We start from the raw sequence: 19,747 nt of genomic DNA, 5'->3' as shown, positions 1-19,747 counted from the left end.
TCACTGGGACAGCCACGCCAGCTCCTCACCGGTGGCCGTACGCCCGCCGACCACCTCGACGAAGACCTCCTCCAGGGAGCGCTCGCCGCGTACCTGCTCCAGGGTGCCGACCCGCTTGATGGTGCCCTCGGCGAGGATCGCCACGTGCGAGCAGAGGCGCTGCACCACCTCCATGACGTGACTGGAGAAGACGACCGTCCCGCCTCCGGCGACGTACCGCTTGAGGATGTCCCGGATCAGCGCCGCCGAGACCGGATCGACGGCCTCGAAGGGCTCGTCCAGCACCAGCAGGCGAGGACCGTGCAGCAGCGCGCAGGCCAGCCCGATCTTCTTCTTCATGCCGGCCGAGTAGTCGACCACGAGGGTGCGGCCGGCATCGGCGAGGGCGAGCACGTCGAGCAGTTCCGCCGCGCGCTGGTCGACCACCGCCGGGTCCATGCCGCGCAGCAGTCCGTGGTACGCCAGCAGCTCACCGCCGCTGAGCCGGTCGAAGAGCCGTACGCCGTCCGGCATGACGCCGAGCAGCTGCTTGGCGCCGACCGGGTCGGCCCACACGTCCCGCCCGAGCACCCAGGCCCCGCCGGAGTCCGGCCGCAGCAGCCCGACCGCCATCGACAGGGTGGTGGTCTTGCCCGCGCCGTTCGGGCCGAGCAGGCCGTAGAACGAGCCGGTCGGCACGTCCAGGTCCACGCCGGCCACCGCGATCTTGCCGTCGAAGCTCTTGGCCAGGCCACGCAGCGCCAGGGCAGGGTGCTCACCAGTCATGTACCCGACCGTATCGGGTCCTGGCCAGGGTCCTGCCAGCCCGGAGGCGGATTCCGGGCTCCTCCCTCAGGCGTACGCCCGCGCTGGTCAGAGCCGGAGGCTGTCCGGGGCGTGCAGCCGGAGCATGGTGCGGTTGACGTCGGCGGGTGCGCGGCGGCGGGTCGCCAGCGAGACCAGCGCCATCACCGTGAAGGCCAGCGGCACGGTCCAGGCGGCCGGCTGTGCGGTGAGGGTCGCCGGCCAGCCGGACAGCGGCGGGCCGAGCACGGTGAGCAGCACCGCGCCCACCGCCGCACCGCCGCCGACCAGGATTCCGGCCGCCGCCCCGGCGTCGGTGAGCCCACGCCACCAGATGCCGAGCACCAGCAGCGGGCAGAAGCTGGATGCGGCGACGGCGAAGGCCAACCCGACCACCTGCGAGACGTCCAGCCCGGAGACGTTAAGCGCGAGGATCAGCGGCACCCCACCGGCGATCACCGTGGCCAGCCGGAAGCCGCGTACCGAGCCGTGCCCGAGCACGTCCGTGGAGATCACCCCGGCGACGCTTGTGAGCAGCCCGGACGAGGTGGAGAGGAAGGCCGCGAACGCCCCGGCGGCGACCAGTGCGGCGAGTAGCCGGCCGACCGTCCCGGCACCGAGCGCCGCCTCGGGCAGCAGCACCACCACCGCGTCGGTCTTGCCGCTGATCAGCAGTTGCGGGGTGTAGATCCGGCCCAGCACGCCGTAGATCGTGGGAAACAGGTAGAAGCCGCCGACCAGGGCCAGCACCACCAGGGTGGTTCGGCGGGCCGCCGCGCCGTCCGGGTTGGTGTAGAACCGTACGAGTACGTGCGGCAGTCCCATGGTGCCCAGGAAGGTGGCCAAAATCAGCGAGTAGGTGGCGAAGAGCCCGCGGTCGTCGGAGCCGGCCGCGCTGGGCAGCAGCCAGTCGGTGGCACTCGTGGCCACCCCGGAGACCTCCGGAATCGGCTCGCCCGCCGCGAAGGTCAACTCGTCACCGGGCTGCACCTCGCGGGACTGCCCGTCGGGCAAGGTGAGCACCGCACGGTGCTCGACCACGACGGTGGTGGCGGTGCGGAACGTCGGTCCCTCGGGCGGGGTCACCGCCGGCCGCCCGTCGGCCTGCCACTGAAGGGCCAGGAAGATCGCGGGTACGGCGAGCGCGGTCAGCTTCAGCCAGTACTGGAACGCCTGCACGAAGGTGATCGCCCGCATCCCGCCCAGCGCCACGTTGGCGGTGACCACCACCGCCACCACCAGGGCACCCACCGGGTACGGCGAGCCGGCCAGCGTGGCCAGCGTCAGCCCGGCCCCCTGTAGCTGCGGCACCAGATAGAGCCAGCCGATGAAGATGACGAAGACGGTTGCCAGGGTGCGCAGCCGGCGGGAGCCGAGCCGCACCTCGCAGAAGTCGGGCAGGGTGAACGCGCCGGAGCGGCGCAGCGGCGCGGCCACGAAGAGCAGCAGGGCCAGGTAGCCGGCGGCGAAGCCGACCGGGTACCAGAGCACGTCCACGCCGTACTTGAGGACCAGCCCGGCGACGCCGAGGAAGCTCGCCGCCGACAGGTACTCGCCACCGATCGCGGCAGCGTTCCAGGTCGGGCTGACCACGCGCGAGGCGACCAGGAAGTCGGAGGTGGTCCGGGCCAACCGCAGCCCGTAGAAGCCGATCCCGACGGTGACCAGGGTGACCGCCACGATCGCCGGTACGACCAGTCCGTTGCCCACCTCAGCGCTCCGGCCGCTGGACCAGGTCGGTGAAGTCCTGCTCGTTACGCTCGGCCAGCCGGGTGTAGGTCCAGCCGACCGCGACCAGGAACGGGAAGGCGAGCACCCCGAGCAGCAGCCACGGCAGGTTGACGCCGAGCACGGTCGTCCGGCCGACCGAGGGCGCGACAGCGAAGAGCAGGGGCAGCCCACCCAGCCCCACCATGACCACCGCCGACAGTTGCAGTGCCAGCGCCAACTGGGCGCGGACCAGGCCGTGGATCAGCGCCTCGCCGACCCGGGTCTGTTGGGTCAGCTCGGTGCGGGCGCCCCCGGGCCGGTGTTGCCGCCGGGACACCTCAGCCAACACCACCCGGGTACGCCCGGGCGAGTGCCGTACGTCCGCTGTGACGCCCACGCCTTCCGGCTGCGCCCCGTCGGCCCGATACGGCTCGGGGCGACGGGGTGCCGGCACTGGTTCCTCGGCGACCATCCCGGCAGTCTGGTCCGCTGCCCACAATTGTCAAGAGGGCTGTGGACAACCTGTGGACAACGCTTCATCCCTGTGGATAACCCCGTGGACGAAGCTCTCGCATTCGACGCTCAGCAGGTCGGTTTCCTGATCCAGCCCAGGAACCGGACGTGCATGTCGCGGGGGTCGAAGGGCGCGCCGAGGCGGGTCAGGTCGGCGGTCGCCTCGGTGAGCAGGTCGGCCATGTCCAGGCCCAACAGCCGACCCGTGCCGTACTCGGCGCGTAGGTCGGTGCGGGCCTGTCGGCAGGGCCAGCCGTGCGCGCACGCGGCGCAGAACCAGAGGGGTTTGACGGGTGCGTGGCGCTGCATCGACGGCTCCTCCCACACAGGTCCAGGCACCCCCGGCCGCCGGGCTCCGCCTCCAACAGCCGAGGGGCTATCTAAATCACACCCGCAATCTCCCCAACTGTCAATCATCTGGGGACCCCCAATCGGGGGTGAATGAGCGGGGACCCCCGACTGGGGAGGGTATCGCGCACATACCTTCGGCTCTATGGCTGCTGGGAAGGGACCAGGCGAGCTGGTTGGGCCGTGGGAGATCGCCCAGATGCTCGGCGTTACCCGCTCGCGCTTTCAGCAGATCGCGATGCGGCCCACCTTCCCGGAGCCCTACCAGGAGCTACGGGCTACCAAGGTCTGGCTCAAGGCTGATGTGGAAGCCTGGATCGCGAAGTATCGGCAGCCACGCGCCACCGACGGCGACGAGCAGGAATAGCGACGACGAGCCGCTGGCGGCTCAGCCGTTGGCTGGTCAGCGACCCCACTCCTGCTTGGCGGCCCGGACGAGCTTGTCCTTCAGCTCGCGGGTGTGCCGCCGGCTCACCGGCAGTTCGGTGCCGTCGACCACCACCACGTAGCCGGAGTTGACCAGCCGCAGCTCGGCGATGAGCCGGAGCTGTACCAGGTACGACCGGTGGATCCGGACGAACCCGGCGTCGGCCCACCGCTCGGCGAGCGTCGCCAGCGACACCCGGACCAGGTGTGAACCCTCTGCGGTGTGCAGCCGGGCGTAGTCGCCCTGCGCCTCCACCCAGCGCACCGCCGACCGGGGCAGCATCCGGGTGCTGCCGGCCAGCTCCACCGGGATCGTCGGATCCGCCTCGGCGCGGGCCAACGCGGCCGGATGAGACGGCACCACCCGCGAGCCGACCACCCGGCGCAGCGCCTCGGCCAGCCGCTCGGCGCGTACCGGCTTGCGGACGTAGTCGGTGGCGCCCAGGTCGAAGGCGTCCGCCGCGCCGTCGTCGTACGCGGTGACGAAGACGATCGCCGGTGGCCGGGCGAAGCGGCGCAGCACCCGGGCCAGCTCCATGCCGTCCAGGCCGGGCATCCGGATGTCCAGGAAGACCACGTCCACGTCGCCGTCGCGGAGCACCCGCAGCGCTTCGGTGGCGTCACCGGCCGTGTGCAGCCGGGCCACCCGGGAGTCGGCCCGCAGGTGGTACGCCAACTCGTCAAGCGCCGGTGGCTCGTCGTCCACCGCCAGTACGCGCAGGAAGCCTGACGTCCCGCCGTTGCCGGTCATGAGCTGGCCCGTACGCCGGGATGGAACTTCGGCACCCGCATGCTCACCTTCGTACCCGAACCCAGACCCGTCTCCACGACCAGGCCGAAGCCGTCCCCGAAGACCGACCGGAGTCGCTCGTCGACGTTCGAGAGACCGACGTGCTGGCCCGGGTCGTCCCCCGGGTCGCCGGTGCTTCCGGCCAGCTCGGCGATCCCGGCGGTAAGCGTGCCTGGATCCATCCCCACTCCGTCGTCCTCCACCGTGATGTGGCATTCGGCGCCCGCGTCCTGGGCCTCGATGCTCACCATGCCCGTGCCGGGCTTGCGCGACAACCCGTGCCGGACGGCGTTCTCCACAAGCGGTTGAAGGCAGAGGAAGGGCAGGATCACCGGCAGCACCTCGGGGGCGATCTGGAGGCGTACCTGGAGCCGGTCGCCGAACCGGGCCCGCTCGATGGTCAGGTAGCGATCGATCGAGCGCAACTCCTCGGCCAACGTGGTGAACTCGCCGTGCGCCCGGAACGAGTAGCGGGTGAACTCGGCGAACTCCAGGATCAGCTCCCGCGCGCGCTCCGGGTCGGTCCGGACGAACGAGCCGATCGCGGTAAGCGCGTTGTAGATGAAGTGCGGGCTGATCTGCGCCCGCAGCGCCCGGACCTCGGCGCGGGCCAGCCGCTCCCGGGAGGAGTCCAGCTCGGCCAGGGCGAGTTGGCTGCCGGCCCAGTGCGCGGTCTCCAGGGTGGCCTGCAACAGGCCGGGCGCGGGTACCCCGTCGGTGACCGCGACAAGCGCACCGACGATCCGCCCCTCCGCGCCCGACAACGGCGCCACCACCGCCCCCCGGACCGGGCAGTCGAGCCGGTCGCAGGCAAGTTCTGACTCGGCGAGCACGGTGGAACGTGCCGAGGCGACCACCCGCCGCGCCGCCGCCCGCAGCTGCTCACCGTGGTGGGTGCCCCGCCCGTCGAGGGCGAGCACCTCGTCGGTGTCGGTGAGCGCCAGCCCTTCCGCCCCGATCAGGGTGCGCAGATGCCGGGCGGCCTTTGCCGCGTTTACCGGGTTCAGCCCGGCGCGCAGTGGCTCGGCGGCCAGCCCGGCGGTGTGCAGCACCTCGTAGGTGGCCCGCTGACCGGGGGTGGCGATGGCCCGGCGGCCGCGTAGCCGGGCGACCGCGACCAGGGCCGCGGCCACGACGGTGACCAGCGAGAAGACTCCGACGATCGCGGAGAGGTTGCCACCCACGCCGATGATCCTGCTGGTTGCGCCCGGGTGAGGGGAAGAGGGATCAGTACGCGCCCTTGCGGGCCAGCACCACGCCCACCGTGCGCCACAGGATGCTCAGGTCGTACGCGAGCGACCAGTTGTCGACGTAGTAGAGGTCGAGCCGGACCGCCTCGTCCCAGGACAGGTCGGAGCGGCCGGACACCTGCCACAACCCGGTCATGCCGGGGCGGACCAGCAGCCGGCGTCGCACATCGCCCAGGAAGTCACCGTCGTCGGCGGGCAGCGGTCGCGGGCCGACAAGCGACATCTCGCCTTTCAGCACGTTGATCAGCTGCGGCAGTTCGTCGAGGGAGGAGGCGCGCAGGAAGCGGCCCACCGGGAAGACCCGGGGGTCCTGCTTCATCTTGAACAGCATGCCGTCGGTTTCGTTCTGGTCGACCAGGCTGGCCAGCCGGTCCTCCGCGTCGACGTACATGGTCCGGAACTTCCACACCCGGAACGTGCGCCCCTCGTGCCCCACCCGGGGTTGGCGGAAGAAGACCGGCCCGGGGTCGGAGATCCGGATCGCGACGGCGATTGCGAGGAAGACCGGGGCCAGCATCAGCAGGCCGAGCCCGGCGCCGACCCGGTCCATCATGCTCTTGGCCAGCAGCGCCGGCCCGGAGAGCGTCGGCTCCTCGACGTGCAGCAGCGGTAGGCCCTCGATCGGGCGGATGTGCACCCGGGGGCCGGCGATGTCGGTCAGTTGCGGAGCCACCACCAGGTCGACGCCGGAGCCCTCCAACTGCCAGGCCAGCCGGCGCAGTTCGCCCGGTTCGGCGCTGGCCGAGCCGCAGACCGCGATGGTGTCGCCGCCGACCTCCCGCACCAGGGCCAGCACGTCGCGGCCGGCGTACACCGGCACCGGGGTCTGCACGCCCTTGGCCGCGGCGTAACCGTCGGTGATGTGGATGGCCACCGGCACCAGCCCGGCCGACGGGTTACGGGTGACCGCCGTGTAGACCTCCAGGCACTCCGGCAGGGTGCCGACCAGCACCATCCGGTGCGCCGCCTGCCGAGTGTTGCGACGCATCACGTGCAGCACGAAGCGGGTCAGGATCCGGCCCAGCAGGATCAGCAGCAGGGCCATCAACAGCGCGGTGCCCACCGTGAACCGGGACAGGTCGGTCTTGGTGGCGAAGGCGATGAAGGAGACCGCCGCGCAGACCGCCACGCCGCCCCGGATCACCCGCTTGAACTCGTCCGGCCCGAGACCCAGACAGCGCCGGTCGTAGGCGCCGTTGAACCACAGGATGATCAGCCAGCCGAGCGGCAGCAGCAGGAAGGCGACGGTGAAGAACCAGGTCGGGTCGTCCTGGGCCTCGTGGAAACCGGCGGTGGCCTGGTCGAAGGTGTGGATCGCGGTGAAGCTGGAGAAGGCCACCGCGGCGAAGTCGAGCAGCAGCAGGACCAGGGTGTACGGGCGGTGCCAGCGGGAGACGCGGCGCCGGGCCCGAGCCCAGGCCGACCGGGGCACGCCGTTGTGGGACGGCTGATTCGGCGGCTGGATCTCGAAGCTGTCGACGTGCCGCACGGGTCTGCTCCGGCCTTCGTTGGTTACCGGGCGCTGGAGGCTAGTCGTCACCTCACCCATGTCCTCCCGCATGCCGCGCGCCGCTCACTCGCCGTGAGGACGCGGGTCGCCCACCGTTCCAGTCTTCCACGCGTGATCCGTTGCATCGCCGACCCGAGGGACATTGCGCGACGGGCTCGTTTTCGCCTGGCATCTGGCCGGCTCCACGCCATCCGGAAGCCGGGGACCGGGCCACTATACCGATGGATGGCGGCCCGGGTAGAGCGGCGGACCGGTGGTTCCGTACCGGACGTCCGATTCCGTTCCGTAACCAGCGAGTGGCGTTACTCACCGTACGAGTCTGGACAACCGACGGTCAGCGAGGGGTTTGCCGCCGGTCTGGCAGGTCGGGCAGTACTGGAGGTCGGAATCGGCGAACGAAACCTCCCGGATGGTGTCGCCACAGACCGGGCAGGGCAGGCCGGTACGGGCGTGCACCTTCAGCCCAGAGCGCTTCTCGCCCTTCAGCTCCGCGGCCCGCTGGCCCAGCGAGCGGGTCACCGCGTCGCCGAGTACCCGCCGGGTCGCCGCGTGCAGGGTCGCCAGCTGGTCGTCGGTCAGCCGGTTGGTCAACGCGAACGGTGACAGCTTCGCCGCATGCAGGATCTCGTCCGAGTACGCGTTGCCCACCCCGGCCAGCACCGCCTGGTCGGTGAGTACGCCCTTGAGCTGTCCCCGGCGGCTGCGCAACGCGCCAGCGAAGGTGGCGAGGTCGGCCGAGAGCGCGTCCGGTCCGAGTTTGGCCACCCCGGGCACCGTCTGCGGGTCGGTCACCAGGTACACGGCGAGCTTCTTCTGCGTACCGGCCTCGGTCAGGTCGAAACCGGAACCGTCGTCGAGGCGGACCCGCAGCGCGATCGGCCCCTTACCGGGACGCAACGGCACGGTCGAGGCGAACGCCTCGCGGTAGTGCAGCCAACCCGCCCGGGCCAGGTGCACCACCAGGTGCAGGCCGCCGTCGAAGACGATGTCGAGGAACTTGCCGTGCCGCCGCGCGTCGGCCACCGCCCGGCCCGCGACAGCGGTCGGCGGCGGATCGTACGTCTTCAGGGCGCTGATGGCGGTGATCTCCAGCCGGTCGACGCGGCGGCCCACCGCGCGCTGCCGCAGGTAACCCGCGAGCGCCTCCACCTCTGGAAGTTCGGGCACCGTTCAACGGTAGCCTTCTTTGCCGTGAGAATCGTGGTGGCACACAACCGGTACCGGGAAGCTCAGCCCTCCGGTGAGAACACCATCGTCGACGCGGAGATTGCCCAGCTCACCGCGGCCGGCGTGGAGGTGCTGCCGTTCCTGCGCAGCTCCGACGAGATCGCTTCGATGCCGAAGACGGCCAAGGCGCTGTTGCCGATCTCCCCGATCTACGCGCCCCGGGCCCAGCAGGACCTGGCCCGCCTGCTCACCGAGCACCGGCCGGACGTGCTGCACCTGCACAATCCGTACCCGCTGCTCTCGCCCTGGGTGGTGCGGACCGCGCACAAGCACGGCGTACCGGTGGTGCAGACGGTGCACAACTACCGCCAGGTCTGCTCCTCCGGGCTCTACTTCCGCGACGGCGTGATCTGCCAGGACTGCCGGGGCCGGGCGCTCGGCGTGCCGGCGGTCGTGCACCGCTGCTACCGGGGGTCGCGGGCGCAGAGCGCCCTGATGGCCACCACGCTTGCCGTGCACCGGGGCACCTGGAAGTCGGTGGACCGGTTCATCGCCCTGACCAGCGCGGTCGCCGATCACCTGCGCGACTACGGCATCCCGGACGATCGAATCGTGGTGAAGCCGAACGGGATCCCCGACCCGGGTACGCCCGCACCGCTCGGCCAGGGCTTCCTCTTCCTCGGCCGGCTCTCTCCGGAGAAGGGGCTCGGCCTGCTGCTGGAAGCCTGGCGCCGGCACCCGGACGGCGCACTCGGCCCGCTGCGGATCGCCGGTGACGGCGAGCTGCGTCCACTCGTCGAGTCGGTGGCGGCCGAACGCGCCGACGTCACCTTCCTCGGCCCGCTGGACCGGGCCGGCGTACGCGCCGCGCTGGCCGCCAGCGCCGTGGTGCTGGCCACCTCCACCTGGCACGACGTGCTGCCAACCGTGATCATCGAGGCGCTGGCCAGCGGCCGGCCGGTGCTCGGCACCGCGCTCGGCGGCATCCCGTACCTGGTCGGCGCGGACACCCCCCGCGAACCCGCCGGCACCGGCCCCGCCACCGTCGCTTCCGCCGGAGTGGAGTCGGCCGTCGGTGTGGAGTCGGCCGTCGGTGTGGAGCCGGCCGTCGGTGTGAGCGCCCTGCCCACCGGGATCCAGCCCGGCGAGGCCGGTTGGGTGGTGCCCCCGGAGCCGGCCGCGCTGGCCGCCGCGCTACCGGTGGCCATGGCCGGCGCCGCCGCACTCTCCGCCGCCGCTCGAGCCCGCTACGAGCGCACCTTCCACCCCGACGTGGTCACCAAACGCCTGATCGACGTCTACGCCTCGCTGAACTCTTCCGGAGGGAGCTGACCGCCTACCTGCCGTGCGGGTCGGTGGCGTTGAGCGTCTTGACCACCGTGGCGTAGTCGCCGCGCACCTCGGCGTACCGGAGGAACTTCACCCGCTCGACCTGGATCTCCGTCGCGTCCGGCTGCTTCTCGATCAGCCCGAGCACCTCGCGTACGAACTCGTCCAGTGGCACTGCGGCCTCGTTGTTCTCGTGCCCCGGCAGCAGTTCGGTACGCACCCCTGGCGGCACCAACTCCAGCACCTTGACACTCGTGTCGGCGAGCTGGAGGCGCAGGGACTCGCTGAGCAGGTGGATCGCGGCCTTCGACGCGTTGTAGCTCGGCGTGGCCTTCAGCGGCGTGAACCCCAGGCCGGAGGAGACCGTCATGATCGTGGCGTCTGGCCGGGACCGCAGGTGCTCGATGAACGCGGCGATCAGTCGGATCGGGCCGAGCACGTTGGTGGTCACCACCGACTCGGCTGAGGCGAGGAACGACTCCGGCTGGTGCCAGTCCTCGACCCGCATGATTCCGGCCATCGTGATCAGCACGTTCAGGTCGGGATGCCGGGCCAGCACGTCCTGGGCGGCCGAGGCGATGCTCGCCGGGTCCGCCGTGTCGATCGTGACGGTGTCGATGCCGGGATTGTCTGCGGCGATTTTGTCCAGCAGTTCCCTGCGGCGGCCACCGAGGATCACGGTGTTGCCCCGGGCCTGAAGTTCGAGGGCGAGCGCGAGGCCGATCCCGCTCGTCGAGCCGGGAATGAAGATCGTGTTACCAGAGCTGTCCATGCCCTCACCCTGCCGCCGCCGCGACCCCAGAGGCAGGGCTCAGCCATCCCAGGACCCGCGATCCCCCGCCCCCGCCCCCGCCCCTTCACCCCTCCCGTTGATCATGAGGTTAGCGGCGGTCTTGATCTTCTTCACTGCCGCTAACCTCATGATCAACGGGGATTGGTTGGCCTCTCTCGGTGGTTGGGGTTCGGCTGTGCGGTGGGCTTCGGCACGATGGTCGCCTCCGGCGTGGTAGGTCGGTCGGTCGAGCACTCGGATGGGGCGGAGCATGATCGCGTCCATCGCCGTTAACAGATATGTGCGGCCCGGGTCGAAGCGGGCGGCGGTGTCGGAGGTGCCGCCCGGACCGGCGCTCCCAGGGCTCGGCCCCGGTGAACCGCGACCTGCATGCGTGGCGGGGTCTGCTGATCGGGTGTGGCGTCGAACGTAACCATACTGCCATACCTAGTAGGGCTCAAGTTGGTGAAGAGTGAGGTTGCTAGGTAGGGCAGTAGAGTCGTCTTCGCATGAGGGAGGGAGGGTTCGGGTGGGCCATCACCAGCAAGGAAGCACGTCAGACCGGTACGTGAACCCCGGCAGCGGCGACGCGTGGGCTGACGAAGCAGCCTCGACAGGCAAGCAGGGAACCCAGCGGATCGTCGCAGCGGAAGAGACTGTCGCGCCAGCAGAGGTCGCCGAGGCCCTGCGTCTGACGCCGAACACTCGTGTCGTGCTCCGGCAGCGGGTGATGCTGCTGGATGGTCACGTCGTCGAACTCACCGACTCCTACTACCCGAGCCGCATTGCCGCCGGAACACCGTTGGCTGGCCGCGCCAAGATTCCCGGCGGCTCAGTCACTCTGCTCGCCAACCTCGGATACACCACCGATCGCGCGGTGGACGACATCACCGCGCGTCTCCCGACTCTCAGGGAGCAACGTGAACTCGGCATCTCCGAGCAAGATCCGGTAATTGTTTTGACCCGGCTCACGTTCGCCGCCGACGGTACGCCCTTTGAATACAGCGTCATGACCATGACTGCTGCGGGCCGTCACCTCCGCTATCAAACCAAGGCGTGACCATGCCTCGACCCAACAAGGACCCGCGTGCTCGCCATCAGCAGGTGGCCGCCGACCTGCGGGCGATGATTCTCGCCAAGGATCTGCCGCCGGGCAGCAAGCTGCCGAGCACCGCGCAGCTCCAGCAGGAGTACGGCGTACCTAATCAGACTGTGCAGAACGCCATCGCTGTCCTCAAGCGCGAGGGTTACGCGGACAGTGCGCCGGGCAAGGGCGTGTTCGTCCGTGAACGGCCGCAGCACATCGTCACGCCAGCAGCCTTCATCACGCCTCCGCCGGTCGGGCAGCCATATCCGTGGCTCAGCGAGGCCGAACGGCGTGGGTTGAAGGGGGCGGTTGACCTGTTGCACGTCGCTGAGGCCACCCCACCCGCTCAGGTTCGACTCGCGTTCGGCCTCGCCGATGGCGACGTGGCTGTGCTGCGCAAGCAACTGATGCGGCTCGACGACGAACCCGCCGAACTTGTGCACTCCTACTACCCGGTCGACATCGCGCGGGGAACGCCGCTCGCCGAGAAGCGGCGTATCAAGGGCGGCACGCCGCGCATCCTCAGCGACCTCGGGTTCGTTCCCTACGAGTTCATCGACCAGGTGTCGACGCGTCCGCCGACCCCGGAGGAGTTCATCGCACTGGAGCTACCTCCGGACATCTCGATCATCCGGACGTTCCGGGTCGTCTACGCGGAGGGCCGCCGCCCGATCGAGGCGACGGTCATGGTGAAGGCCGGGCACATGTACGAGTTGCAATACCACAAAATCGTGGCCCCGACCTCCGGCTAGCGTTCTCTGGCCGAGGTGGACCTTGGACGGAAACGACCTTTATAGGGGCAGAATCCGTCCAAGATCGCCAATGCGAGAAGGTGGGGCGAGAATGGCCGTGTTAATAGGGGGCCCTTCCTATACACGAGACGTTAATAGGGGGCCCCTCCTTACAAGGAAGCGCGGGCGGAGAAGGCGATGCTGGCGAGCAGGAAGCCGCCGTTGACGACGGTGAAGGCGATGATCACCCAGAAGACGAGGGCGGGGGCGAACATCAGGACCAGGGCGGCGACGAAGATGACCGCGCCGTAGTCGCGGACCAGCTTGACCAGGCGTACCGGGAGGCTGGTGGAGGTGACCATGCTGGCGGCGTTCGGGCCGGACTGCATGACCGAGGTGACCAGGTTGACCATCCAGGTGCCGGCGAAGGCGGCCACCAGCCAGACCGGCGTCTCCGGGCGCTGCGCCACCGCCACTGCGGAGAGGGCGGTGACCAGGGCGATCTGGGCGGCCACGTCGCAGAGCACGTCGAGGCGGGCACCGGCCGCGCTGCCCTGCCCGGTGACCCGGGCGAGCTGACCGTCGGCGCAGTCCAGGGCGTACGCGATGTGCCAGCCCAGCAGGGCCGCGAGCCCGACCACCCAGGCCGGTACGTCCCCGGCGGCGACCGGGCCGGCGAGCGCGACCACGGTGGCCGAGGTGGCCAGGCCCAGGATCAGGTTGGTGATGGTGAGTGCGCTGGGGCGCAGCCCGAGCCGCTGGGCGACCAGCGCGAAGACCGCGCCGATCCACTGGCTGATCGACTCGCTGAACAGGCCGCCGCCCCGATTGACGCGGTGAAAGTCGGCGACCGTGGGGTGGGAGGGCTCAGCCAAGGTGCTCACGGAGGGCGTCACGATAGTCTCCCAGGCGGGATCGAAGGTCATCAGCGGGCAACGCGAGGTGTTCGAGGATGGTGTAGCGGTCCGGTCGGGTGTTCGGCGCGAAGACGACCGCCTCGACGAACTGCTCGTCGGTGAGGCCGAGGTCGGCGGGCCGGGTGGAGAGCCCGTGCCGGTGCAGGCAGCGGGCGAGCTGGCCGAAGCGTTCCAGGTCGTCCCGGAGGAAGGTGCAGAACAGCGCGCCCAGCCCGACCTGCTCGCCGTGCGAGGCGGTGCCCGGGAAGAGTCGGTCGATGGCGTGCGAGATCTCGTGGTCGCCGCCGCTGACCGGGCGGGTGGAGCCGCAGACCGCGCTGGCGATGCCGCCCAGGATCAGCGCCTCGGCCAGCGTGGTGAGGAAGCCGTCGTCGGTGATTTTGCCGGGGTGGTTGAGCAGGGCCTCCGCGCCGGTACGCGCCAGCGTGACCGCCAGCCCGTCGATCGGCTCGCCGCGCATCTCGTGGGCCAGCTCCCAGTCGGCGCAGGCGTTGATGTTGCTCACCGCGTCACCGATGCCGGCCTGGGTCTGCCGGTCCGGCCCGTTCTCCACGAAGTCCAGGTCGACGATTACCGCGATCGGCATCTGCACCCCGTAGGAGCCCTTGCCGCCCTCGTGGTCCAGGGAGGCGGTGGGCGAGGCGATGCCGTCGTTGGCCAGGCTGGTCGCCACGGTCACCATCGGGATGCCGTACCGGGTGGCGGCGTACTTGGTGGTGTCGATGGTCCTGCCGCCGCCGATGCCGACCACCGCGTCGTACGGGCGGTGGCGCAGCCGGTCGCCCAACTCGTTCGCGGCGTCGATGGTGCCCCCCGCGACCGTGAACACGTCGGCCGACCCGAGGGACGGCCGGCACAACTCGACGATCTTCTCGCCCTGTCCCGGGCCGACCACCACCGCCACGTCGCCGCCGCCGGAGATCCGCCGGTCGGCCAGCAGGGCACCGAGGTTGGCCACCGCGCCCCGGCGCACCTCGATGGAGAGCGGCGTGGTGACGGTACGGGCTAGTAGCGGCATGCGATCTCCCGCGCCCGGGTCAGGTCGTCGTGGTTGTCGACCTCCACCCAGGCGACGTCGCCGATCGGCGCGGGCCGCACCTCGCCACCCCGGTCGGCGAACTCCTGGTAGCCGTCCTCGTAGTAGAGGTTCGGGTCGCGCCGCCAGGTCGCCTCCAGCGCGTCGGCGAGGGCGTCGGCCACCTGCGGCTCGATAAGCGTTGCGCCGATGTACTCGCCGTACGCCTCGCCCGGGTCCATGAGTTTGGTGATCCGGGTGAGCTGGCCGGCGGCGTCGAAGGTGGTCTTCATCTCCTCCTCGGCCAGCTTCTTGATGGTGTCGATCGCCAGCAGTACGCCGGGACCGCGCTCGGCCAGCAGCGTCTTCTCCACGCTCACCGGGTGCACGGTGTCGCCGTTGACCAGCAGCACCCCCCGGGCGAACCAGTCGCGGGCCAGCCAGAGGGAGTACGCGTTGTTCCACTCCTCGGCCTTGTCGTTGTGCACGAGGGTGAGCGTGACGCCGTACCGGCGTTCCAGGTCGGCCTGGCGCTCGCGGACGGCGTCCGCCGCGTAGCCGACCACGACCACCACGTCGGTGAGCCCTACCTCGGCGAGGTTGCGTAGTGCGATGTCGAGGATGGTGATCTCGCCATCCACCGGCACCAGCGCCTTGGGCAGGGTGTCGGTGTACGGGCGCAGCCGGCGGCCGGCTCCCGCCGCCAGCACCATTCCGACCATGCCGGCATCGGTTCCTGTTCTCGGGGCAGTCACCGAAGGAGGATAGCGCCGCCCGTGCCGCGCCCGTCGCCGGTCAGCGCCGTAGCCGCGTGGCAGTCGTCAGTCACCCGGCGGGCCGTCAGCCGGGCAGCGCCGCCAGGTCGGCGAGCAGCTCCAACCGCTCCGGGGCGGTAAGCGTGGCGTACGGGCCGGCGGCCCGCCGGTCGGTCTCCAGCTCGATGGCCCGCCGCTGCGCTCCGTCGGGCAGCTCGGCGATGGTGCGCGGGGTGTGCCCGGCGGCGGCCCAGGCTGCGGCGTGCGCGTCGGCCCGGTGGTATCGCAGCGTGCCGAGCCGGTTGAGCAGCAGCACGCCGGCCGGGGTGCCGTCCGGTTCGTGCGGGGGCGCGAGCGCGGCGAAGGCGCTGCCGTCGCCGGCCTCGGCCGGGTCGTCCGGAAATCCCTCCCCGGTCAACGCGGCGGCCAGCAGCCGGCCGGTCATCGCCGCCAACCGGAGCACCCGGTCGTCGTGACCGGCCCAGAGTTCCTCGGTCACCTCGGCGTGCACCTGGTACAGCTCGGCCAGGAATGCCAGGCCGCGTTCGGTTGCGGTAAGCGCGCCGTCCGGCGCGCGATGGACCATCCCGTACGCGACGTGCCGGTCCACGGTCCGCCGGCAGGCGACTGGATCGCGGTAGCGGTTGACGGCGGCGAAGCCGGGACCGTCGACGGTGCCGCCCGGTACGGCCAGCCGGGTGCGCAGCTCCACCAGGAGGCCGGTGGCGCTCGGGCCGCCGTACCGCTGACTGAGCTCGGCGCCACCGCCGTCCCGGCCGGCCTGCATGGCCGCGATGAACACCCGGTCGACGGCGGGCGCGACGAGCGCGGCGTGCCGGTGCGGAGGAAGACCGACGGTGTCGCTCACGAACCGGTCGACCCCAGCATGGTGAAGGCCCGCTCGGCGATCCGCCGGATCAGGCCGTCGTTGACGTCGCGGTGCTCGTCGAGCAGGTCGAGGTCGCCGGGGCCGAGCCAGCGGTACTCGGTGTGCTTCTCCGCCTCCAGCACCGGCCGGGTCAGGTCGCCCTCGACCCGGACCAGCCAGTCGCTCTCGATCCGGGCCAGGCCGTCGTCGCCGACGTAGTGGTATTCGCCGACCCGGCCGAGGATCTCCGACACCCGCCAACCGGTCTCCTCGGTGACCTCGCGGCGCAGGGCCTCCTCGACGGTCTCGCCCGGTTCGAGGTGCCCGCCGACGATGTCCCAGCAGTTGGGGAAGAGGCGTCGGTGCGGGGAGCGGCGTTGGAAGAAGAGGCGTCCCTCGGGGGCGACGATCAGCGCTCCGGCGCAGCGCAGCGGCTCGATGGGCACCTCGAAACAGTAGCTGCCACGAACCAGCCTCGCCGATGTCGGTCGGTGTGCGGCGGCGCTGCCGGGGGTAAGGCCTTCCTTGCGGGTACGGCCGAGCGTGCCCGTGGGGAGGCATCCATGCGCGACGCGGACCGGTTGATCGAGCAGCAGTACACGATGCTCCTGCGGCGGGACGTGGCGCGGCTGCCTGAGCTGTACGCCACCGACGCCGAGTACGCCATGCCCGGGGTGACCGTGCGTCCGGCCGAGTTGCCGGCCCTGCTGCGTACCTGGACGGGTGCCTTTCCCGACCTGCGGGTCGACCCGCTCGGCGTGGTACGCACGGCCGGCGGGGCAGCGGTCGAGCAGCGCCTGACCGGCACCCACACCGGCGTGCTGCACACCCCGTTCGGCACCGTCGCCCCCACCGGACGCAGCGTCTCCTGGGAGGTGGCGGACGTGGTCCGGGTGCGCCGAGGCCGGATCGTGGCGTGGCGGTCCTACTTCGACTGGGGGCAGCTGATCGCGCTGCTCGGGCTTCAGGTGGCGGGGCTGTCCCGGGCACCGCAACCGGAACCGCTCGGCCTTCCGGCCTGACCTGGCACACAGCCGACCCGTCGGCACCGGCTCCCCGGATGGTCGGGTTCACCCGACCCGGTGGCTCAGGATGCGGACATCGCCGTGCCGTCCGCGTACGCCCCGCCATCGCCCGTACGCTGAACAGCCATGACCGCCGAGCAGCTGATCTCCTTCGCCCGTGGCGCCCCCTCACTGGACATCGTCGATGTCGAGGGACTCAAGGCCGCCGCCGTCCGTGCCTTCGACGCCGATCCTGCCGGAGTGACCGCGTACGGCACCTCCGTCGGCTACCTCCCGCTGCGTAGGTGGGTCGCCGAGAAGCACGGGGTCGAGGCGGACCAGGTGCTGATCACCAACGGGTCGTTGCAGGCCGACGCCTTCCTCTTCGACCACCTGGTCCGGGCCGGTGACGCGGTGGTGGTCGAGCGGCCGACCTACGACCGGACCCTGCTCAACCTTCAGCGGGCGGGCGCCGAGCTGCACGGGGTGACCATCGAGCCGGACGGTCTGGACACGGTCGAGCTGCGCAAGCTGCTGGAGTCCGGGGTGCGTCCCCGGCTGGCGCACATCATTCCGAACTACCAGAACCCGGCCGGCGTCACGCTCTCCCTGGACAAGCGTCGTGAGCTGCTCGACCTCGCCGCCGAGTACGGCTTCACGATCTTCGAGGACGACCCGTACGCCGACATCCGGTTCCGGGGCGAGCCGCTGCCGTCGATGCTCTCGATGGACACCCGCAACGTCGTGGTGCACGCCTCCAGCTTCACCAAGACGGTCTGCCCCGGGGTCCGGGTGGGCTACCTGGTGGGTCCGGCGGACCTGATCGCCGACATCGCGAAGAAGGCCACCAGCCTCTACATCTCCCCGGGCATGGTCTCCGAGGCGATCGTGCACCAGTTCTGCGTCTCCGGGGACATCGAGCGCTCGATCGAGACGGTCCGGGCGGCCCTCGGCGAGCGGGCCCGGGTACTCGCCGAGTCGCTGCGCCGGCACATTCCCGAGGCCCGGTTCGTGGAGCCGGACGGCGGTTACTTCCTCTGGGTCGAGCTGCCCGAGGACGTGGACGTCGACAAGCTCGCCCCGGCGGCGGCCGAGCGCGGCGTCGCGGTGGTCAAGGGCAGTGACTTCGTCATCGACGGTGGGCGGCACGCGCTCCGGTTGGCCTACTCGGCGGTGACCGCCGATCGGATCGACGAGGGCGTACGGCGGTTGGCGGAGGCGATGGAGGCGGTTCGCGGCTGATATCTGTCAGATTTCTGACAGAAAGCGAATCCGGCTCGCCTCGGGGCTCCCGCTGGCGTCGCTGGCAGCCCACAATGCTGCGAGCGTCATTCACCACGCGTACTGGCTGATCCGTCGGCGCAGCTCGCCGCGGTTCCCTTCCGGCGCGGCCCGGCCGCCCCGCACGCTGGTGTGGCGCGCCAGCACAACCCCCCGCCCCCATGGCGCCGGGCGGGCCGGATCGCCCCTCACCCCCCGATGCGGTCCGGTCCGTCCGGCGCCACCCCTCGCTCTTCGCCGTTGTCTCGATGATCGGCGCGGCGGCGTAACCTGCAAGCCGCAGCCGGGCGCGAGAGGGGGGCGGGATGGCGGATCGGATCCAGCGAGGACGGGCGACCTCCACCAGCGATCACCGGGCGGCTCCCGCCGGCACTCCGGCCGGGACCCCGGAGAGTGGCCGGGCGCTGCGGCCCCGCAACTGGTCACCGGTACGGGCCGTGACCCGCCGGCTCAACCCCGACGGCTCCCCGCCGGCCGAGCACCCGGCCGGCCCCCGCCGCAGCGCCATGGTCGACTGCGCGCTCTACCTCGACGGCCGGCGGCAGTCCGGCGACTGGGACTACGCCGAGGCGCTCGCCGAGGCCCGCCGCGCCGAGACCGGCTTCGTCTGGCTCGGGCTGCACGAGCCGGACCTGACCGAGATGAGCGAGATCGCCGCGACCTACGGGCTGCACGAACTGGCCGTGGAGGATGCGGTCAAGGCCCAGCAGCGGCCCAAGCTGGAGCGCTTCGGTGAGGTCAGCTTCCTGGTGCTGCGGACCGCCCGGTACTGCGAGCACGACGAGCTGACCGAGAACTCCGACGTGGTGGAGACCGGGCAGGTGATGCTCTTCATCGGCCCGCAGTTCCTGATCAGCGTCCGGCACGGGGACGCCTGCCGGCTCGCCCCGGTCCGCGAGGAACTCGAAGCTCGACGGGAGTTGCTGCTGCACGGTCCCTGGGCGGTGGCGTACGCGATCACCGACCGGGTGGTCGACCTCTACCTGGAGGTCGCCGACCGGCTCGAGGACGACATGGACGTGCTGGAGGCGGAGGTCTTCGACCGGCAGTCCAGCGGCCGGATCCAGCGGATCTACCAGATGAAGCGGGAACTGGTCGAGTTCAAGCGGGCGGTGATGCCGTTGCAGCGTCCGCTGCTGGCGCTGGCCACCCAGCTGACCCGGGAGGTGCCCAAGGAGGTACGCCGCTACTTCCGCGACGTGCAGGACCACCTCAGCCGCACCGTGGAGCAGGTCAACTCGTACGACGACCTGCTGAACTCGATCCTCCAGGCGCGGCTGGCCCAGGTGACGGTCGACCAGAACAACGACATGCGCAAGATCGCCGCGTGGGCGGCCATCGCCGCCGTCTGGACCGCCATCGCCGGCATCTACGGCATGAACTTCGACTTCATGCCGGAACTCAAGGTCACGTACGGCTACCCGGTGGTCCTGGCCCTGATGCTCACCATCTCCCTGACCCTCTACCGCTGGTTCCGCCGCAACGACTGGC

At 70.8% G+C, this 19,747-nt stretch carries 21 protein-coding genes; 7 read left to right on the top strand and 14 right to left on the bottom strand.

Features of this window, described 5'->3' with window-relative positions; translation table 11 throughout:
• The 4 genes from AC507J_RS03880 to AC507J_RS03865 form a co-directional block, all read right to left on the bottom strand.
• Positions 1-765, bottom strand: coding sequence for an ABC transporter ATP-binding protein (locus AC507J_RS03880; RefSeq protein ID WP_496287664.1), 765 nt, complete (start codon positions 763-765; stop codon positions 1-3).
• Between the two features lie 87 nt (positions 766-852).
• The gene (locus AC507J_RS03875; RefSeq protein WP_496287663.1) at positions 853-2,493 is read right to left on the bottom strand and encodes a sodium/solute symporter; all 1,641 of its coding nucleotides are present in this window, start codon (positions 2,491-2,493) and stop codon (positions 853-855) included.
• A 1-nt stretch (position 2,494) separates the two neighbouring features.
• Positions 2,495-2,965: a DUF485 domain-containing protein gene (locus tag AC507J_RS03870; RefSeq protein WP_496287662.1), complete on the bottom strand. Its 471-nt coding sequence runs from the start codon at positions 2,963-2,965 to the stop codon at positions 2,495-2,497.
• 110 nt (positions 2,966-3,075) lie between these two features.
• On the bottom strand, positions 3,076-3,315 hold the full coding sequence (locus AC507J_RS03865) for a flavin reductase (RefSeq protein WP_496287661.1): 240 nt from the start codon (positions 3,313-3,315) through the stop codon (positions 3,076-3,078).
• 184 nt (positions 3,316-3,499) lie between these two features.
• Between AC507J_RS03865 and AC507J_RS03860 the strand changes: the two genes are divergently transcribed.
• Entirely contained in the window at positions 3,500-3,721 is a 222-nt protein-coding gene (locus AC507J_RS03860) for a helix-turn-helix transcriptional regulator (protein WP_341718162.1), read from the top strand.
• A gap of 36 nt (positions 3,722-3,757) precedes the next feature.
• On the opposite strand, the gene AC507J_RS03855 is transcribed toward AC507J_RS03860, so the two are convergent.
• The 4 genes from AC507J_RS03855 to AC507J_RS03840 form a co-directional block, all read right to left on the bottom strand.
• A complete protein-coding gene (locus AC507J_RS03855; protein ID WP_496287660.1) occupies positions 3,758-4,531 on the bottom strand; it encodes a LytR/AlgR family response regulator transcription factor in 774 nt (257 codons plus the stop codon).
• Entirely contained in the window at positions 4,528-5,754 is a 1,227-nt protein-coding gene (locus tag AC507J_RS03850; protein ID WP_496287659.1) for a sensor histidine kinase, read from the bottom strand. Before AC507J_RS03850 ends, AC507J_RS03855 begins: the two co-directional genes overlap by 4 nt.
• 43 nt (positions 5,755-5,797) lie before the next feature.
• Positions 5,798-7,369: a sugar transferase gene (locus AC507J_RS03845; RefSeq protein WP_496287898.1), complete on the bottom strand. Its 1,572-nt coding sequence runs from the start codon at positions 7,367-7,369 to the stop codon at positions 5,798-5,800.
• A gap of 267 nt (positions 7,370-7,636) precedes the next feature.
• On the bottom strand, positions 7,637-8,497 hold the full coding sequence (locus AC507J_RS03840; RefSeq protein WP_496287658.1) for an Fpg/Nei family DNA glycosylase: 861 nt from the start codon (positions 8,495-8,497) through the stop codon (positions 7,637-7,639).
• Positions 8,498-8,521: 24 nt separating this feature from the next.
• Between AC507J_RS03840 and AC507J_RS03835 the strand changes: the two genes are divergently transcribed.
• Complete coding sequence (locus AC507J_RS03835) at positions 8,522-9,829, top strand: glycosyltransferase (RefSeq protein ID WP_496287657.1); 1,308 nt, start codon at positions 8,522-8,524, stop codon at positions 9,827-9,829.
• Positions 9,830-9,833: 4 nt separating this feature from the next.
• Here AC507J_RS03835 and AC507J_RS03830 read toward each other — a convergent pair whose 3' ends face one another.
• Entirely contained in the window at positions 9,834-10,598 is a 765-nt protein-coding gene (locus tag AC507J_RS03830; protein WP_496287656.1) for an SDR family oxidoreductase, read from the bottom strand.
• A 529-nt stretch (positions 10,599-11,127) separates the two neighbouring features.
• Here AC507J_RS03830 and AC507J_RS03825 point away from each other — a divergent pair.
• Positions 11,128-11,658, top strand: coding sequence for a GntR family transcriptional regulator (locus AC507J_RS03825; RefSeq protein ID WP_496287655.1), 531 nt, complete (start codon positions 11,128-11,130; stop codon positions 11,656-11,658).
• A gap of 2 nt (positions 11,659-11,660) precedes the next feature.
• Complete coding sequence (locus tag AC507J_RS03820; RefSeq protein WP_496287897.1) at positions 11,661-12,437, top strand: GntR family transcriptional regulator; 777 nt, start codon at positions 11,661-11,663, stop codon at positions 12,435-12,437.
• Between the two features lie 149 nt (positions 12,438-12,586).
• Here the strand turns inward: AC507J_RS03820 and AC507J_RS03815 are convergent, their stop codons facing one another.
• The 5 genes from AC507J_RS03815 to AC507J_RS03795 form a co-directional block, all read right to left on the bottom strand.
• Positions 12,587-13,300 (bottom strand): CDP-alcohol phosphatidyltransferase family protein, encoded by a 714-nt coding sequence (locus tag AC507J_RS03815; RefSeq protein WP_496287654.1) that lies wholly within the window; start codon positions 13,298-13,300, stop codon positions 12,587-12,589.
• A complete protein-coding gene (locus AC507J_RS03810) occupies positions 13,284-14,351 on the bottom strand; it encodes an iron-containing alcohol dehydrogenase family protein (RefSeq protein WP_496287653.1) in 1,068 nt (355 codons plus the stop codon). The genes AC507J_RS03815 and AC507J_RS03810 overlap by 17 nt, the downstream gene beginning before the upstream one ends.
• A complete protein-coding gene (locus AC507J_RS03805) occupies positions 14,339-15,070 on the bottom strand; it encodes a phosphocholine cytidylyltransferase family protein (RefSeq protein WP_496287896.1) in 732 nt (243 codons plus the stop codon). Before AC507J_RS03805 ends, AC507J_RS03810 begins: the two co-directional genes overlap by 13 nt.
• 118 nt (positions 15,071-15,188) lie before the next feature.
• Positions 15,189-15,971: a hypothetical protein gene (locus tag AC507J_RS03800; protein ID WP_496287652.1), complete on the bottom strand. Its 783-nt coding sequence runs from the start codon at positions 15,969-15,971 to the stop codon at positions 15,189-15,191.
• The gene (locus AC507J_RS03795) at positions 15,968-16,417 is read right to left on the bottom strand and encodes an NUDIX domain-containing protein (RefSeq protein WP_496287651.1); all 450 of its coding nucleotides are present in this window, start codon (positions 16,415-16,417) and stop codon (positions 15,968-15,970) included. Before AC507J_RS03795 ends, AC507J_RS03800 begins: the two co-directional genes overlap by 4 nt.
• Positions 16,418-16,534: 117 nt before the next feature.
• Between AC507J_RS03795 and AC507J_RS03790 the strand changes: the two genes are divergently transcribed.
• The 3 genes from AC507J_RS03790 to corA form a co-directional block, all read left to right on the top strand.
• Positions 16,535-16,993, top strand: coding sequence for an ester cyclase (locus AC507J_RS03790; protein WP_496287650.1), 459 nt, complete (start codon positions 16,535-16,537; stop codon positions 16,991-16,993).
• A 129-nt stretch (positions 16,994-17,122) separates the two neighbouring features.
• Positions 17,123-18,217, top strand: coding sequence for an aminotransferase-like domain-containing protein (locus tag AC507J_RS03785; protein ID WP_496287649.1), 1,095 nt, complete (start codon positions 17,123-17,125; stop codon positions 18,215-18,217).
• 344 nt (positions 18,218-18,561) lie between these two features.
• The coding region (corA, locus tag AC507J_RS03780; protein ID WP_496287648.1) for a magnesium/cobalt transporter CorA at positions 18,562-19,747 on the top strand (1,186 nt) is incomplete at its 3' end.

The sequence above is a fragment of the Micromonospora sp. PRAS1 genome (assembly GCF_059553435.1).
The sequence above is the reverse complement of the archived record's forward strand: the minus strand, read 5'-3'. Positions and strand labels throughout refer to the sequence as shown.